This window comes from Marinobacter bryozoorum (genome assembly GCF_023156245.1).
Taxonomy (GTDB): Bacteria; Pseudomonadota; Gammaproteobacteria; order Pseudomonadales; family Oleiphilaceae; genus Marinobacter; species Marinobacter bryozoorum.
This window is the reverse complement of the sequence record NZ_JAKZAH010000022.1, coordinates 1-16,982: the sequence shown is the minus strand read 5'-3', so window position 1 is coordinate 16,982 and position 16,982 is coordinate 1. Positions and strand designations below refer to the sequence as shown.

12 protein-coding genes are annotated in these 16,982 nt (G+C 61.3%); 11 read left to right on the top strand and 1 reads right to left on the bottom strand.

Annotated elements, in window-relative coordinates; genetic code table 11:
- Positions 1-23: 23 nt before the first annotated feature.
- Positions 24-641, bottom strand: a complete 618-nt coding sequence (locus MLC59_RS12660) for a TetR/AcrR family transcriptional regulator (protein WP_248234664.1) — start codon at positions 639-641, stop codon at positions 24-26.
- A 120-nt stretch (positions 642-761) separates the two neighbouring features.
- Between MLC59_RS12660 and MLC59_RS12655 the strand changes: the two genes are divergently transcribed.
- The 11 genes from MLC59_RS12655 (at position 762) to MLC59_RS12605 (ending at position 16,655) form a co-directional block, all read left to right on the top strand.
- The gene (locus MLC59_RS12655; protein ID WP_248234663.1) at positions 762-3,983 is read left to right on the top strand and encodes a bifunctional cytochrome P450/NADPH--P450 reductase; all 3,222 of its coding nucleotides are present in this window, start codon (positions 762-764) and stop codon (positions 3,981-3,983) included.
- A 124-nt stretch (positions 3,984-4,107) separates the two neighbouring features.
- Positions 4,108-5,013 carry a chemotaxis protein gene (locus MLC59_RS12650; RefSeq protein WP_248234662.1) on the top strand — a complete coding sequence of 302 codons (906 nt, stop codon included), beginning with the start codon at positions 4,108-4,110 and terminating at the stop codon, positions 5,011-5,013.
- Positions 5,014-5,180: 167 nt separating this feature from the next.
- A complete protein-coding gene (locus MLC59_RS19950) occupies positions 5,181-6,119 on the top strand; it encodes a sensor domain-containing diguanylate cyclase (RefSeq protein WP_282450984.1) in 939 nt (312 codons plus the stop codon).
- 74 nt (positions 6,120-6,193) lie between these two features.
- Positions 6,194-6,835 carry an MBL fold metallo-hydrolase gene (locus MLC59_RS12640; RefSeq protein ID WP_248234661.1) on the top strand — a complete coding sequence of 214 codons (642 nt, stop codon included), beginning with the start codon at positions 6,194-6,196 and terminating at the stop codon, positions 6,833-6,835.
- A 208-nt stretch (positions 6,836-7,043) separates the two neighbouring features.
- Positions 7,044-8,681, top strand: coding sequence for a methyl-accepting chemotaxis protein (locus tag MLC59_RS12635; protein ID WP_248234660.1), 1,638 nt, complete (start codon positions 7,044-7,046; stop codon positions 8,679-8,681).
- Between the two features lie 182 nt (positions 8,682-8,863).
- Positions 8,864-10,276, top strand: a complete 1,413-nt coding sequence (locus MLC59_RS12630) for an alanine/glycine:cation symporter family protein (RefSeq protein WP_248234659.1) — start codon at positions 8,864-8,866, stop codon at positions 10,274-10,276.
- A gap of 214 nt (positions 10,277-10,490) precedes the next feature.
- Entirely contained in the window at positions 10,491-11,279 is a 789-nt protein-coding gene (locus tag MLC59_RS12625; RefSeq protein WP_248234658.1) for an enoyl-CoA hydratase, read from the top strand.
- 8 nt (positions 11,280-11,287) lie between these two features.
- The gene (locus MLC59_RS12620; protein WP_248234657.1) at positions 11,288-12,727 is read left to right on the top strand and encodes a DHA2 family efflux MFS transporter permease subunit; all 1,440 of its coding nucleotides are present in this window, start codon (positions 11,288-11,290) and stop codon (positions 12,725-12,727) included.
- 110 nt (positions 12,728-12,837) lie between these two features.
- On the top strand, positions 12,838-14,391 hold the full coding sequence (locus MLC59_RS12615) for a class I adenylate-forming enzyme family protein (RefSeq protein WP_248234656.1): 1,554 nt from the start codon (positions 12,838-12,840) through the stop codon (positions 14,389-14,391).
- A 68-nt stretch (positions 14,392-14,459) separates the two neighbouring features.
- Positions 14,460-15,440, top strand: a complete 981-nt coding sequence (locus tag MLC59_RS12610) for an MBL fold metallo-hydrolase (RefSeq protein ID WP_248234655.1) — start codon at positions 14,460-14,462, stop codon at positions 15,438-15,440.
- A gap of 132 nt (positions 15,441-15,572) precedes the next feature.
- The gene (locus tag MLC59_RS12605; RefSeq protein ID WP_248234654.1) at positions 15,573-16,655 is read left to right on the top strand and encodes a TRAP transporter substrate-binding protein; all 1,083 of its coding nucleotides are present in this window, start codon (positions 15,573-15,575) and stop codon (positions 16,653-16,655) included.
- The last annotated feature ends 327 nt before the right edge of the window (positions 16,656-16,982 follow it).

Sequence of the window (16,982 nt, the reverse complement as noted above, 5' to 3'; positions counted from 1 at the left end):
CGTCACTGATCAGGGACTCCTGGTCAGTGACGTCCTTCCGAAACCAGGCTTTCAATCCCCGCCAGCATCATCTCGATACTGAACTGCGCATCCGCGTCACTGGTACCGTGGGCCGACTCTTCGTTTACCGGTTCCGGTTCGCCGTACAAGGGGCGTAACCGCAGGCCATTGGCCGCCACATTGGCCATACCAATACCGAACGTATAGAGCGCGCTGGTAGCTCGCGGCATGTCCTGTTCCGCCACGCCGGCCTTGTGCAGTGCCCGCTGGATATAGTGAAAAATCTCCCGCTCCCGTTCGGTCCCCCAGGAGCTGGTGATCATGGGTGGAAACACCCGTGGATAGCGCTGGGCCAGCTGATGAAATCCCTGCCCCAACTGCCGCAAGGCTTCCTTCCAGTCCGCCGGCATGGGCTCCGGCAGGTCCAGTTCTTCCTGAACGGTCTGGAACACCCCCTGCAACAGCGCCTGCTTGCTCTCCACATGGTGATAGAGCGACATGGCATCCACCCCCAGCGTGCCGGCCAGCTTGCGCATGCTCAGATCATCCGCGCCGTTCTCTTCAATCAGCACCAGGGCGGCGCGATAGATCCGCTCAGGGCTCAGGGGTTGTCGTTGCTGCCGGGTACCGGGGCGAGCCATCACTGATTCCTTCGTTTACATGGACGCAGTCAATGATGCCCGGATCAACAGTGATTGACCAGCCTTACACCGTAAGGTAGATTTTTACCAACCCTACAGTGTAAGGCAACAATAACGACCATGAGCCATAACCCGGGCGCGCCCAGCCAGACCCAGTCAGCAGAGCAACTGCAGCCGTTCCCCCACCCGCCACGACTACCGTTGCTCGGTAACCTGCTGCAGATCCCCAAGGACCACATGGCCCAGTACTTCCTGGAGGTCTCCCGGGATTTCGATGGCATCTTCGAGATGGACTTTGCCGGCACCCGGATCCCCTTTGCCTTCTCGGCGGACCTGGTGGCGGAACTCTGCGACGAGACCCGCTTCCGCAAGGTGATCCGGCCACCGTTGTCCCTGCTGCGGGATATTGTGGGCGACGGCCTGTTCACCGCCAAGAGTGATGAAGCCGCCTGGGGCAAGGCCCATCGCATCCTGATGCCGGCCTTCAGCCAGCGGTCCATGAAAGGCTATTTCGAGGCCATGCGGGAAGTGGCCGGGCAACTTTGCGATCACTGGCAGGCCCATGAGGGCGAAGACCTGCTGGTGGCCGATGACATGACCCGGCTGACCCTGGACACCATCTCCCTGGCCGGCTTCAACTACCGGTTCGACTCCTTCCAGTCCCGGGACCTGCATCCGTTCCTGGGATCCATGGTGCGGGTACTGGCCGCCAATATGGCCAAGCTGACCCGCCTGCCCATGCTCGAGCGCTTTCGCAAGGACCCGCCGGAGTACCTGGCCGATATCGACACCATGAACGAACTGGTGGACGAGGTGATCCGCCAGCGCCGTGAAACCCCCACCGACAGCAATGACCTGCTCAACCTGATGCTGAAGGCGGAAGACCCGGAGACCGGCGAGCCCCTGGACGACCTGAACATCCGCCACCAGGTGCTCACCTTCCTGGTGGCCGGCCATGAAACCACCAGCGGGCTGCTGACCTTTACGCTCTACTTCCTGCTGCGTAACCCCCACGTGCTGGCCCGGGCCTATGCCGAAGTGGACCGGGTACTGCCCGGCGACACGGCTCCGGAGTACCGCCACCTGGCACAACTGGACGTGATTGAACGGGTGCTGAAAGAGTCCCTGCGCATGTGGCCCACCGCGCCGGCCTTCATGGTGGCGCCCTACGAGGATGAAGTGATCGGCGGCCGATACCGGCTGCCCCGCAACCAGGGCATCTCCATTCACCTGCCGTCCCTGCACCGGGACCCGAAGGTGTGGGACAACCCGGATGTGTTCGATATCGACCGCTTCCTGCCGGAGAACGAGGCGAAGATCCACCCCCACGGCTACAAGCCCTTCGGCAATGGCCAGCGGGCCTGCATCGGGCGGCAGTTTGCCCTGACCGAGGCCAAGCTGGCGCTGGCCATGATCCTGCAGCGCTTTGCCCTCTATGACCCCCACGATTACCGGCTGGATATCAAGGAAACCCTGACCCTCAAGCCCGACCACTTCTATCTGCGGGTGCGCCGCCGCAAGGAACATGACCGGCTGGTGACCCATACCGCCAGTTTCGCAGTTAGCGAAGCCACTACACCGGAACACCACGGGGTCAGCGGCGAAGGCGAGCCCTTCACCGTTGCCTGGGGTTCCGCCCTGGGCACCGCTCGGGACATCGCCGAGGAGCTGGCCAACCGGGCCGGTGACCTGGACTTCGACGCCCGCAGCGTGCCCCTGGATGACCTGGCGGAGCACCTGCCGGAAAGCGGAATACTGGTGGTGGTCACCGCCACCTACAACGGGTATGCACCGGACAGTGCAAGGGCCTTCGAGGCCCTGCTGGATGAAAAGGGCCTTTCCGGGATAAAACGCCCGGGGCTGCGCTTTGCGGTCCTGGGTTGTGGTAACACCCAGTGGGTCAACTACCAGGCCTTCCCCCGTCGGGTGGATGATGCCCTGGCAACCACGGGCGCCACCCGCCTGCTGGAACGGGGTGCTGCTGACGGTAACGGCGACTTTGACGGGGCGGTCGAGGACTGGCTCGGCGACTTCTGGCAGACACTGGGAGAGTCGTCACAGCGCGATCCGGCCAGCATTGCCCGGCCCATCACCTTGGTGGACAGCCGCAATACCCGTGCTCAAGTGCTACCCGCGCGGGCGCAATGGCTGACTGTCATCCATAACCGTGAACTGGTAAAAGACGCGGATGCACTCCCGGACTTCACCGGCACCCGGACCCTGGCTTCGACCAGGGACATCCTGCTGGAGCTGCCGGAGGGCATGGACTACCAGACCGGGGACCACCTCGCCGTCTATCCCACCAACCGGGAGGACCTGGTTCACCGGGCCTGCCGGCGCCTCCAGGTAACGCCCTCGGAGCTGGTCCAGACCGACCACCAGCATTGCCCCGCTCACCTGCCCACAGGCACCACCCTGAGCGTCGGCCAATTACTCGGCCAGTTCATGGAACTGCAGGAGCCCGCCAGCCGCCGGGACCTGCGAGTCCTGGCAGCCCACAGCCCCTGTCCCCATACCCGGGACTCACTGACGCAACTGGCGGAAAACCACGATCGCTACCACCATGAGATTCATGGGCAGCGTCAATCGGTCCTGGACCTGCTGGAACACTACCCGGCGGTGGAGCTGCCGCTGGAAGTCTTCGCTGCCCTGTGCCCGCCGCTGCGGCCCCGGTTCTATTCCATTTCTTCCAGCGCCAAGGCGCATCCGAGGCAGGTTCGGCTGACCGTGGGTACCGTGGCAGCGCCGGCCTGGTCCGGCCGGGGCGAATACCGGGGCGTAGCCACCAGCCTGCTGAAAGACCTGGCTCCCGGCGATGAGGTTCTGGCGGAGATCCGTACGCCAACCCCGCCCTTTGCACCGGTGGCCGATCCGTCGCAACCCATGATCCTGATCGGGGCCGGCACCGGCCTCGCCCCCTTCCGCGCCTTCCTTGAAGAGCGGAACCTGCAGCGTGAACAAGGGCAGCGTGTGGCCGGTAGCTGGCTGTTCACCGGCTGTCGCCATCCGGACCATGACCGCCTGTATGCGAACGACATGGACCACTGGCAGGATCAGGGGGTCGTCACCATCTACCCGGCCTACTCGGCCCTTGCGGACTACTCCCGCCGCTATGTGCAGGACGCGCTCTGGGCGCAGCGGGAGGAAGTCTGGCAGTTGCTGGAAAGCGGCGCCCCGGTGTATGTCTGTGGCGAGGGAGCCCGTATGGCACCGGCCGTGCGTGACTGCCTGATCCGCATCGCCGAAACCTGTGGGAACCGGTCGCGGGAGGAGGCCTCACAGTGGTTACAGGGGCTGATGCAGAGCGGCCGTTATCTCCAGGATATTTTCGGTAACGGCTAAAGATTCCTGCTTGGGGACCGAAAAACAGAGGGAGTACAAACGGAAACAAACCTAGCCTGCAGTGTTACATCGCTATGGGCTACGCTATAGCAGTCCACTGACCTGCAAAACCACCGGAAGCTCCATGACCGAAGCCAGTGCCGTACCCCAGAAACTCCTGCTGTTCCGCCTGGCCGGCAACCGACTGTCGGCCCTTGGTACCCTGAAGATCCGGGAAATCATGCCCATCCAGCGGCTGACCCAGATCCCCCACAGTCATCCGGCGGTGATGGGCACCATGAACTTCCGGGGCTCCGCGGTGCCGGTGATCGATATGGCGGCTGCCGTGGGCTACCCGGCCCTGGATGCCGAGGCCCGCAAGACCGCGTCCATCATTGTCACCGATATCCAGCGCCAGGAAATCGGCTTCCTGGTACGCAGCGTGGACCGCATCGTCGAGGCCAACTGGAAACAGGTGCAGGCGCCACCCCGGGCCCTGGGCGACCAGGCGTTTATCACCGGACTGTTACAGATCGACAACGACCTGGTGCAGCTGATGGACGTGGAGCTGCTGCTGGCGCGGGTATACCCGGAATCCATGCGAGCCAAGCCTTCCCAGCTCACCGACCTGGAGCGGGAAACCCTGCGGGAACAACGTATCCTGATGGTGGACGATTCCCAGGTGGCCCGCCGCCAGCTTGCCGAGGCCCTGGACCGGGAAAACATCCCCTACGAAGTCACCGGCAACGGCCAGACCGCCCTGGACAAAATTGTTGCGGCCAACCAGGAGCAGAGTCCGGTCAACATCCTGGTGAGTGATATCGAGATGCCGGGCATGGACGGCTATGAGCTTACCTTCCACCTGAGGGATGACCGCTCCATGCACCAGCCCTATGTCATCCTCCACACCTCACTGAACAGTGAGATGAGCGTCAGCTACGCGCAACAGGTGGGGGCCAACGAAGCGCTTACCAAGTTCGATGCGGAGGAGCTATTGCACGCCATGTTGCGTGGTGCCGGTCGTTCAACAACCGTCAGTGAACAAGCCTGAGCAATCACCGCCTGTCTCACAGGTTCATGGCACCCTCCGAACGACTGATCCGTTGTTTCTGGATGCCTCCACAAGGCTTCGCCTTGTACATAAAACCTACATGCCGGGCCGCGGAAAAATGGTAGACTTGGGAGGAAAGCCTCAATAATTCCGATGAAGCCCTTACCATGAATCCGTCCTCACCAGACCCTGTGGATGTGCCGCATTCCGAAGACCTCAGCTACCAGGCCATAGCTACCGTACTCAATAGCCTGGACGCGCTGGTCTACGTGTCGGACATGGACACCTACGACCTGATCTTCTTTAACGACTACGGCAAGCAATTCTGGGGCAAGGTCGGGCAAAAGAAGTGCTGGCAAGTATTACAGAAGGACCAGGACGGACCCTGTGCGTTTTGTACCAACCCGCAACTGGTAGATGCTGAGGGCAGCCCGACCGGGCCGGTGGTCTGGGAGTTCCAGAACACCGCCAATAACCGCTGGTACCAGTGCCGCGACCAGGCAATCCGCTGGATTGACGGTCGACTGGTGCGAATGGAAATCGCCACCGACATCACCGACCGCAAGGAGATGGAACAGGCACTACAGGAAGCCAAGACCCGGGCCGAAACGCTGGCCGACACCGACGAACTCACGGGCCTCAATAACCGCCGCGCGTTCTTCAACCTGAGCAACCAGGTGATCAGCCAGGCCCGGCGTTCCGGTGAGCCAGTGGCTGTGATCATGTTCGACCTGGACCATTTCAAGCAGGTGAACGATCGCTGGGGCCATGCCGCCGGCGACACCGTGCTTCGCGGACTGGCGGCAACGGCGCGCCGTACCGTCAGGGAGTCGGATATCGTTGCCCGGCTCGGCGGGGAAGAGTTCGCCATCCTTCTGCCCGCCACCGATCTGCCCAAGGCACGTTACCTGGCCCAGCGGCTACAGCAGGCCTTCGGCAACCAGATATTCCCGGTGACCGGCGGCAAGGTTCGCTGTACTGCAAGCTTTGGCATTGCAGCCTCCAGTGGCAGGGAGTTCACCCTGGACGACCTGCTTCGACAGGCAGACAAGGCACTTTTCAGGGCCAAGGAAGCCGGCAGGGATCGGGTTGACAGCCGCAGCTGAGGACCAGCTTTTACCACCCATCCACAAGCCTATATACTCCCGCCTACTCGCCAAACCTGATTCGGGGCCATTCCATGAAAGTCCGCGTTATCCCAGTTACGCCATTCCAGCAGAACTGCACCCTGCTCTGGTGCGAAGACTCCGGCAAGGGAGTGGTTATTGATCCGGGCGGCGATATGGATCAGATCATGGCGGCGGTCGGGGAAGAGGGCATTGAACTGGAAAAGATCCTGGTTACCCACGGTCATATCGACCACGCTGGTGGGGTCGCGGCACTGATGGAACAGGCCGGCTTGCCCGTAGAAGGCCCGCACCGGGACGACGAGTTCTGGATCGAGGGGCTGCCCATGCAGAGCCAGCGCTTCGGCTTCGCCCATGCCGACCGGTTCACCCCCACCCGCTGGCTGGAGGATGGCGACCGGGTCACCTTCGGCGACCAGGAGCTGGAAGTGCTGCACTGCCCCGGACACACGCCGGGCCACGTGGTTTTCTTCCACCGCCCCACCGGTTTTGCCCAGGTGGGTGATGTGCTGTTCAACGGCGCCATTGGCCGCACCGACTTTCCAAGGGGTGATTACAACCAGCTGATCCGGTCAATCCGGGAAAAGCTCTTCCCGCTGGGGGATGAGGTACGCTTCGTGCCCGGCCATGGTCCTATGTCCACCTTCGAACACGAGCGCCAGACCAACCCGTTTGTTTCCGATCATCGGGGGTGATGTCATGTCCGAAGATCGCCGCCACCACATCGACATCCACTACTGCACCGGATGCCGCCGGCTGTTGCGTTCGGCCTGCTGATAACCCGCGTTTACCTACCGATACAAAAAATAGACATAGATCAAACGCTGAACAGTTTCCAAATCAACACTTCCGGTTATACTTCTCGAACAATTATTAAAAAGTATTCAGAACCGGAGTAAACCAATGGCTATCGGTAACGCACTGGGCTTTCGGACCAAGATCGCCCTCCCCTTTGTCATCACTGCCATCGCCGTGGTTGTCCTCGGCGCCCTCAGTGTTATCACTGCCCGCAACCTGGTATCTGATACCGATTTCCTGGCAGAAAACCTGTTGCCGGCCTCCAGCGAGATCCTGAACGGTGACCGGGACCTGTACCAGGCGCTGGTCGCGCAGAATGGCTATATCCGTGCCCGCGAAAGCAACAAGGCCGCAGAGGACCTGCTGGCCGCCTTCCACGAAAATGCCGAACAGGCCCGGACCCGCATCCTCAGCGCCCGGGAACGCTTGTCAGGTACCGGTTTCGGGGCTGAGATGGAAGGTTTCGACACCACTTTCGAGCAATGGATCACCTCCGCCGAGGCTGCCCTTGAAAGGGCAGAAATCGGTGATACCTACGGCGCCCGGGAGTTGATCAGTGCAGAAACCGACGCCCATTTCGATGCCGTGCGCGATTACTTCGACCGCACTGGCCAGCTGGCGGACCAGCTTGCGCAGGACCGGGCCGGGGAAGCCTCCAGCGAGGCGAACCAGGCGGTTACCATCACCATCGTTGTTACCCTGGCAGCCCTGATCATTGCCACTCTGGTGTTCCTTGCCATCATGAAACTTACCATCGCCGCCATTCGCGTGTTGCGTGACCAACTGGACAATATCGCCCAGGGCGAAGGCGACCTGACCCAGCGGGTACCGGTGGAAAACAATGATGACCTGGGGCAGCTGGCCGAGTCCTTCAACGCTGTGCTGGCCAATCTCCAGGGCATGATCCGCAATATCCAGGGGCTGTCCGAACAGCTTTCCACGGGCGCCAACCAGCTTGAGCAATCAGCATCGGATAACCGGGACGGCGTCTCCCGCCAGACCGAATCCATCAACATGGTGGCCACCGCCATCAACCAGATGCAGAGCGCCGTTGAAGAGGTGGCAGGTAATGCCTCCCGCGCGGCTGAAGTTACCCGCACGGCCCAGGGCAACGCCAGCAAGGGCGGCGAAATTGTTGAACAGTCCGCCGAGCAGGTTCGCCGACTGGCCCAGCAGATCGACAAGGCGGTGGAGGTTATCCGCAAACTGTCGGCGGATTCCGACAACATCACTTCGGTACTGGATGTGATCCGGGGCATCGCCGAACAAACCAACCTGCTGGCACTGAACGCCGCCATCGAGGCTGCCAGGGCCGGCGACCAGGGTCGGGGCTTCGCGGTAGTAGCCGACGAAGTGCGCACCCTGGCTCAGCGCACCCAGCAGTCCACGGAAAACATCCAGCAAATGATTACGGCGCTGCAGTCCGGGGTATCCGATATCGTTTCAGTGATGGAAACCGGCAGTGAACAGGCCGGCGCCACCGAGAAGCTGGCCGCCGATGCGGAAACTGAACTGTCCTCCATCCTGCAGGCCATGAGCGACATCACCGATGTCAACTCCAGCGTCGCCTCTGCCACCGAGGAGCAGACCCAGGTAATCGACGAGATCAACCGCAATATCACCGACATCAATGACCTGGCCAACGAAAGCGACACCCGCTCGGCAGACCTCAACTCCCTCAGCGAATCCATGGCCGGCTACGCCCGGCAACTGACGGACCAGGTCGGCCGCTTCCGGGTCTGAGTGCCTTAAGCTCGTAGTTTTAGGCCTGGCGCCGACGAGGGGCGCCAGGCCTGTCAGTTTAACCGCCCAACGGCACTGCAACGCCACCATGAATCGCACGGGTTAACCAACACCCGCTCCACAGCCGCTGCTACACTTGCTCCGAACGCCCTGTGTAAAACCTCTTTCGGAGCACCTTTTCTATGACCGCCATTGTAGATTTCCTGAACAACATCCTGTGGAGTTACGTTCTCGTTTACGGACTTCTGGGTGTCGGTATCTTTTTCACGATCCGGCTGGGCTTTCTGCAGTTCGTCAACTTTAACGAGATGGTCAGGGCCATTCGCGGCTCACGGGAAAGCGATGTGCATGGCATTTCGCCATTCCAGGCCCTGTGCACCAGCCTGGCGTCGCGGGTGGGCACCGGCAACCTGGCCGGCGTGGCGGTGGCTCTCTACCTGGGCGGCGCCGGCGCCATTTTCTGGATGTGGATGGTGGCCCTGGTGGGCATGGCAACGGGTTACGCCGAAAGCACCCTGGCCCAGCTCTACAAGGTCCGGGACGGCAAGGGCCAATACCGCGGCGGACCTTCCGTCTACATCAGCAAGGGCCTGAATGCTCCCTGGGCGGCGGTAATCTTTGCCATCTGCCTGATCCTGTCCTTCGGACTGGTGTTCAACGCCGTGCAGGCCAATTCCATCGCGGACGCCATGCAGGGCGCCTTCGGTATCCCGAAGCTGTGGATGGGTATCGCCGTGGCCATCTTCGCAGGCATTGTCATTTTTGGCGGGCTGCGGTCCATTGTCCGGTTTGCCGAATTCGTGGTGCCCTTCATGGCCGGGGCCTATGTGCTGGTGGCCCTTGGCATCATGGCCTGGAACATTACCGAGGTACCCGGCGTGCTGATCGCCATCGTGAAAAGCGCCTTCGGCCTGGAAGAAGCCGTCGGCGGTGCCACCGGTTCCATCACCGCCGCCATGCTTAACGGCATAAAGCGGGGTCTGTTCTCCAACGAGGCAGGTATGGGTAGTGCGCCGAATATCGCTGCTACCGCGACACCGGCCCCTCACCACCCCTCGTCCCAGGGCCTGGTGCAGGCATTCGGTGTATTTATCGATACCATCGTGATCTGTACCGCCACCGCGGTCATGATCCTGCTTTCCGGTGTCATGGGTCCAGGCTCCGAGCTGACCGGCACCCGGCTTACCCAGGCCGCCATGGAAGCCCATATCGGCGCAGCCGGGGGTTACTTCGTGGCCATCGCTATCCTGTTCTTTGCCTTCACCTCGATCGTGGCCAACTACACCTACGCCGAAAACGCCGTGATCTACCTGGGAGCTGGCAACAACCTGGGCATCGGCCTGCTGAGGGTAGCCGCCCTCGGCATGGTGGTCTGGGGTGGTTACGAGGCAGTGGTGACGGTGTTCAATACGGCTGACGCCTCGATGGGGCTGATGGCCACGATCAACCTGATCGCCATCGCGTTGCTGTCTGGCACCGTGGTCAAACTGACCAAGGACTACCTTGCCCAGCGCAAGGCCGGCGAAGTGCCGCATTTTAAATCAAAGGACTATCCGGAGTTGCACGAGAAGATTGACAGTAACATCTGGCACTGACTGTAGATGATGGGCGACGGTTGCGGGCAAGCCCGGCTCCAATGGCCGGGCCTGCCCCCAACATCCCGATCATCAGCCAGCGCCTGATCCCCACCTCCCGCCCGCTTCGTTGCATTCCCGACTTTGCGAACGGCCGCACAAGTGGCAAACTGATCCACTTAGCATCGTAATGAATACCCAACAACCCAATAACAAACCCATAAGGAAAGACACGATGAGCAATTCCGTGCTTCTTGAAAAGCAGGACAACGGCGTCGCCGTGGTGACACTCAACCGTCCCGATGCCATGAATGCCCTCTCCGGTGAACTTCGGGAGCGCCTTTACGATGTCATGCAGGAAATCCGTGGAGACGACAGCATACGTGCCGTGGTCCTTACCGGTGCCGGGCAGAGAGCCTTTACTGCAGGCCTGGACCTGAAAGAGCTCGGCTCCGACACCAGTGGCATGAATGCCGCCACCGACCAGAATCCGAAATCCAACCCGGTAACCGCTATCCGCAGCTGCGGCAAGCCAGTGGTTGGTGCCATTAACGGTGTTGCCATTACCGGGGGATTTGAAGTTGCCCTGGCCTGCGACATTCTTATCGCCTCAGAAAACGCCCGCTTTGCGGACACCCATGCCCTCGTGGGCATCATGCCAGGCTGGGGCCTGTCCCAGAAGCTGCAGCGCATCATCGGCCAGTCCCGGGCCAAGGAACTGTCGTTTACCGGTCGCTTCCTCAATGCCGAGACCGCCTGCCAGTGGGGCCTGGTGAACCGTGTTGTCACGGCCGACAAGCTGATGGACGAGGCCCTGGCGCTGGCCGATGACATGACCGTGGTGGAGCCACCCTTCCTGGCGAAATACCGCCACCTGATCGAACATGGCGCCAACCTGCCCATGGACGACGCCCTGAACTACGAAACCCTGTTCTCCTCCATCGAGAATGACAAGGTGACGCCGGACGATATCGAACGCCGTCGCCAGGCCGTGATGGAACGTGGCCGCGCCCGTAAAGGGTAACCCCGTCCATGCCGACCTCCATGGATCAGCTTCAGGAGCGCTACGGACAGCGCTATAAATGGTGGGTGATGATCACGGTCATGATCGGCACCATGACGATGTCGTTGTCATCCACCATCGTCAACGTGGCCCTGCCCGATATCATGCAGACCTTCTCGGTCAGCCATACCATGGGCCAGTGGCTGGTCACGGCCTTCCTGGCCAGTATGGCCATCGGCATGTTGCTGAACGTCTGGATGGTGGACCGCTTCGGTCCCCGCACCACCTATATGGGCGCGCTGGTGGTGTTTGTGGCAGCTGCCGTAGCCGGTGGCCTGGCCATGAACTTCGGTATGTTGATCGTGGTGAGGATACTGCAGGGGCTCATTGCCGGCATGGTGCAGCCCCTGGCCATGTTGATGCTCTACGCCGTCTTCCCGGTGCATCAGCGGGGCCAGGCCATGGGTCTCTATGCCATGGGCGTGGTACTCGGTCCTACCGTCGGCCCGGTAGTGGGCGGCGTACTGGTGGACTGGTGGTCCTGGCGCTCGGTCTTCCTTGTGGTGCTACCGTTCTGTATTGCCGCGTTCTGGCTGGGCAGCACGTTCCTGTCCCGCCCGGCCAGCGCGCCGCCAGTGCATCGACGCCTTGACGGCATTGGTTTGCTATTGCTCACCGGCTGGATGGTGGCCCTGTTGTGGGGCCTGTCAGAGGGCCCCCACCTTGGCTGGGGCAGCCTGCCGGTGATTGTGGGACTTGCTGCGGCGGCAGTGCTGTTTGCCGGGTTCACCGTGCATCAGCTACGCAGCCGCTCGCCCCTGCTGGCCCTGCGCATCTTCCGCCATAGCGGTTTCACCCCCGCGTTCCTCGTGGCCATTCTCACCGGTGCGGGCCTGTTTGGCTCGGTCTACCTGTTGCCCATGCTGGTCCAGACGGCCATGGGTGAGTCCGCCTCGGCCGCCGGTATGCTGCTGATGCCCGCCGGCCTGGCCATGGCCCTCTCCTTTCCGGTCATTGGCCGCCTTACGGACCGGGTTCTGCCGAAGATCCTGGTGGCCGGGGGGCTGGTGCTGTTTGCCATCTCCAGCATCGTGCTAAGCGAAGCCCGCGTGGACATGTCATTGACGCTGATTGCATTGATGGCGGCCCTTGGCCGGGTCGGGCTGGCCATGACCATGCCGCCGGTCGTCATAGGCGCTGTGAGCATCGTGCCCCAGGATATGATCAACCAGGCCACTGGCCTGATCAGTTTCGCCCGCCAGTTCGGCGGCTCCCTCGGGGTCAGCCTTTCCGCCATCCTGCTGCAGGAAAATACGCTCTGGACCGCTTCGTTCGGCGTGCCCGAGGCATTTCCCGGTTACCAGGATGCATTCGCACTGATGGCCCTGTTCTATCTGATCGGGCTATACCCCATGGCCCGGATGCAATCCCCACCGGCAGAGGAGCGTAAACGGCCGCATCCTGCCTGACAGGTGTCAGGAAAGGTTCCGTCTCCGCCAGAGTTTGTTGTAAGGTGAGCCTACGCTCAGAGAGAAACATCTCGACAATTCGTCTCATCAATAACGAAGGAACAATAATAATGATCCTCACTGATTTGCCGGAACAGAGCCTCGAACGCTTTGGCGAATACACCATGCTGTACGCCGGCGAGCGGGAAGTCACCAACCTGGAACTGCAGGACAGCGCCAACCGCCTGGCCAACGGCCTGCGTAACCTGGGCGTCAAGCCCGGTGACCGGGTGGTGGTGTGCATGCCTAACAGTCCGGAGGTGTTCATCGCCTACCAGGCCATTCTCCGTGCCGGTGCCATTGTGCTGCCCGTGATGTTTGTGCTCCATCCGAGCGAGATCGGTTTTATCCTGCAAGCTTCCGGAGCCAGCGCGGTGATCACCAGCCAGGCGATACTGCCCTCCATCGAACAGGCCACCTCCGGCATGGAGACGCCACCTCACCTGGTGGTGGCCGGCATTGCCCAGAACCAGCCCAGCCCCAACGCAGGTATTCCCTGCAACAGCCTGTGCTCGCTGATGGCCGCCGCTGACCCGGAAATCACGATACCGCCCATCAGCGAAGACGATATCGCCGTTATCCTGTTTACCTCCGGAACCACCGGCCAGCCCAAGGGGGTGATGCTCACCCACCGCAACCTGTACAGCAATGCTGCAGCCGCTGTGCAGCTGGCCGAGGAAGCGGGAGACGAGCCCGGCACCACCATCGGTGTTTTGCCGCTGGCGCATATCTACGGCTTTACCATGGCCAACACACTGTTCCTGCGGGGCAGCAGCGTGGTCATCCTGCCCAAGTTCGACGTGCGGGAAGTGTTCGAGGCCATCCAGAAACACCAGGTAAAGGCATTCAGTGCGGTTCCCGCCATGATCTACGCCCTGACCACCGCTCCGGAAGCCGAGGAGTACGACCTGTCCTCGCTGGAGTCGGTGGGCTCCGGATCCGCGCCGTTGCCGGTGTCGCTGATCGAAGCCTTCCGCAAACGCTTCAACGCCGAGATCTATGAAGGCTACGGCCTGTCCGAGGCGGCGCCCACCGTTTCTGCACACCGCAAGGGAGAGCCCGTCAAACCCGGCTCTGTGGGTCGCGCCTTCCCGGGCGTCGAGCTGCGCATTGCCGATGAACAGGGCAATCCGCTGGCAACCGGCGAGGTCGGTGAGTTGCTGGTCCGGGGTGAAAATATCACTCCCGGCTACTACAACAACGAGGAGGCCACCCGCGCCGCCCTCAAAGACGGCTGGCTGCATACCGGTGACGTGGCCCGCCTCGATGAAGACGGCTACCTCTACATCGTTGACCGCAAGAAAGACCTGATCCTGCGTGGCGGTTTCAATATTTATCCCAGGGACCTGGAAGAACTGATCTCCCGCCACCCTGCCGTGGCCGAGGTCGCGGTAGTCGGCGTGCCGTCTGAACGTATGGGTGAAGAGGTCGTTGCCGTGGTCGTACGCAACCCGGATACCGATATCACCGAAGAGGAGCTGCTCGCCTTCTGCCAGGAGCGACTGGCCAAGTACAAGACCCCTCGCAGCGTAGTCTTCATGGAGGCCATGCCCCGTAACGGTGTTGGCAAGATTCTGAAGAAATCCCTGCGGGAGCAGGTTGCAGAACAGGTTGAGATTGAATAAACCGTAGCTTTACCGCCCCGGCCCGAAAAGGCCGAGGCCCAACAACAGAACAAGAAACAGGCCCCCCCATGAGTGCTGAATCCCCGACCATCATCCCCTTTGACCATGGCATCTACGCCATAGACACCGAATTTGCCGGCACCCAGATGATGGATGCCAGCCACCTTATCGTCGACAACGGCGAAGCCGCGTTTGTCGACGTGGGCAGCAACTTTTCCATCCCTGTCCTGCTGGCTGCCCTCGACAAACTGGGGCTTACCCGGAACCAGGTGCGCTACGTCTGCGTCACCCACGTCCACCTGGACCACGCCGGTGGTGCCGGGCAGATCATGCAGGACCTGCCAGCGGCCACCCTGGTTGTTCATCCCCGGGGTGCCAGGCACATGATCGACCCCAGTGCCCTGTACGAAGGTGCCCGCCAGGTCTACGGCACAGAAACCATGAAACAACACTACGGCGACCTGATTCCGGTTCCCGCCGAACGCACCCTGGAAGTCCACGACGGCGACACCCTGCCACTGGGCAAGCGGACCCTGTCTTTCCTCGATACCCCGGGGCACGCCCTGCATCACTACTGCATCCATGACAGTAAAGCCGGTGCGGTGTTTTCCGGCGATACCTTCGGCATCTCGTACCGTTCACTGGATACCGACAAGGGCCCTTTTATTTTCCCCGCCGCCACTCCGGTTCAGTTCGATCCGGAAAAGGCCCACGAGTCGGTAAACCGGCTCTGCGCCCTGAATCCACGTGCCATTTATCTCACCCACTTCAGTGAGATTACCGCCATCGATGACCTGGCCGCCCAACTCCACGGCGACCTGGATGCCTATGCAGCCATTGGCCGGCGACACATGGCCGAAAAGCCCGACACCCGGGGCATCCGCTCCGACCTCAAGGCACTGTTTGTCCGCAGGCTGGCAGCGCATGGCTGCGACTTTGATGATGACACCCTTGAGCAGGCCCTGGGCATGGACATTACCCTCAACACACAGGGCATTGCTGTATGGTCAGCAAAACAGTTCAAGGCATCACCTACGACCAAAGTCTAGGTAGCACCCTGAATCAATTCACCCTTCACCTAATCCATGCTACGTTTAGCGCGTAAGAGTGAAGATCCCGGCCCCAAGGTTGGGGTTACACGTTCGCAATCCTGAACAACAACAAACAGAGGAACGCGCACCATGAAACGTCGTTCATTGTTCAAACGCGCCGCCGCGGCGGTAGCACTGTCTGCCCTTATTGCTTCTCCGCTGGCCACCGCCCAGGAAAAATTCACCCTCCGCCTCGCAGAAACCTGGGGGCCGAACTTCCCCATCTTCGGTGAAGCCACCAAGAGTATGGCCAAGATGGCCGAAGAGATGTCCGATGGGCGCCTGCGGATCCGTATCGATTCTGCCAACAAGCACAAGGCCCCGCTGGGCGTCTTCGACATGGTCAAGGCCGGCCAGTACGACATGGGCCACTCCGCCTCCTACTACTGGAAAGGCAAGGTACCCAATACCCTGTTCTTCACCAGCATGCCCTTCGGCATGACCGCCCAGGAGCAGTACGCCTGGTTCTACTACGGTGACGGCATGGACCTGATGCAGGAAGTGTATGAGCCCCACAATATGCTGTCCTTCCCTGGTGGTAACACCGGCATCCAGATGGGCGGCTGGTTCCGTAATGAGATCAACTCCCTGGAAGACCTGGAAGGCCTGAAAATGCGCATCCCCGGGTTTGCCGGCGAGGTGTTCGCGGAAGTGGGCGTCAACCCCACCAACATTCCGCCGGGTGAGCTGTACACCGCCCTGGAGCGTGGCACCATCGACGCGGTGGAGTGGGTCGGCCCGGCGCTGGACCTGCGCCTCGGGTTCCAGCAGATCGCCGAGTACTACTACACCGGCTGGCACGAGCCGGCCACCGAGCTGCAGTTCCTGATCAACAAGGACGTCTGGGAAAAGCTGCCCAAGGACCTGCAACAGATTCTCCGGGTGGCCATGCGCACCGCAGCCTATGACATGATGATCCAGTCCGTTCACGAAAACGCAAAGGCGTGGGCCTCTATCCAGGAAGAACACCCGAACGTGAAGGTCAAGAACTTCCCGGACGAGGTATTCCAGGCGATGGTCGAAGCCAACCAGAAGTTGCTTCAGGAAGCCGCCGAGGGTGACGAACTGGCCGCGAAGATCATCGAGTCCCAGGAGAAATACCTGCAGGATGCCCGCGCCTACATCGACATCGCTGACCGTGCCTACCTGAACAACATGGCCGAAGTCGAGTAAGCAATCTGACAAGGCAGGCACAGGTTGCCATGCCCGACGCCGGAGCCTCCCCGCGAGCTCCGGCGTTGTTATCTGTGGGGGAAGTTTGTGAAAAAGACACCGCGTTCGCGTAAACTACCGGCGTTTTTTTCACAGGCCTGTCCCGAACCGGAACCTGAAGCCGGGTGGCCGTACTCCCGGAGCACGAGGATTCATCATGCGATGGCTCAGACTGATTGATAACGGGCTAGGAGTCTGCGCGGCAGAAGTGTTTTGAGCAAGTGACCCCGCCGCGTCGAATCACAGTTCGGCCCGAGAACGTATCCACAATATCCAGCCGAATAGAGT

Bases quoted from the DNA above. Each gene is read 5' to 3' on its own strand.
- MLC59_RS12640 (WP_248234661.1), top strand. From the start codon at position 6,194: ATGAAAGTCCGCGTTATCCCAGTTACGCCATTCCAGCAGAACTGCACC.
- MLC59_RS12660 (WP_248234664.1), bottom strand. From the start codon at position 641: ATGGCTCGCCCCGGTACCCGGCAGCAACGACAACCCCTGAGCCCTGAG.
- MLC59_RS12650 (WP_248234662.1), top strand. From the start codon at position 4,108: ATGACCGAAGCCAGTGCCGTACCCCAGAAACTCCTGCTGTTCCGCCTG.
- MLC59_RS12610 (WP_248234655.1), top strand. From the start codon at position 14,460: ATGAGTGCTGAATCCCCGACCATCATCCCCTTTGACCATGGCATCTAC.
- MLC59_RS12615 (WP_248234656.1), top strand. From the start codon at position 12,838: ATGATCCTCACTGATTTGCCGGAACAGAGCCTCGAACGCTTTGGCGAA.
- MLC59_RS19950 (WP_282450984.1), top strand. From the start codon at position 5,181: ATGAATCCGTCCTCACCAGACCCTGTGGATGTGCCGCATTCCGAAGAC.
- MLC59_RS12605 (WP_248234654.1), top strand. From the start codon at position 15,573: ATGAAACGTCGTTCATTGTTCAAACGCGCCGCCGCGGCGGTAGCACTG.
- MLC59_RS12635 (WP_248234660.1), top strand. From the start codon at position 7,044: ATGGCTATCGGTAACGCACTGGGCTTTCGGACCAAGATCGCCCTCCCC.
- MLC59_RS12655 (WP_248234663.1), top strand. From the start codon at position 762: ATGAGCCATAACCCGGGCGCGCCCAGCCAGACCCAGTCAGCAGAGCAA.
- MLC59_RS12620 (WP_248234657.1), top strand. From the start codon at position 11,288: ATGCCGACCTCCATGGATCAGCTTCAGGAGCGCTACGGACAGCGCTAT.
- MLC59_RS12630 (WP_248234659.1), top strand. From the start codon at position 8,864: ATGACCGCCATTGTAGATTTCCTGAACAACATCCTGTGGAGTTACGTT.
- MLC59_RS12625 (WP_248234658.1), top strand. From the start codon at position 10,491: ATGAGCAATTCCGTGCTTCTTGAAAAGCAGGACAACGGCGTCGCCGTG.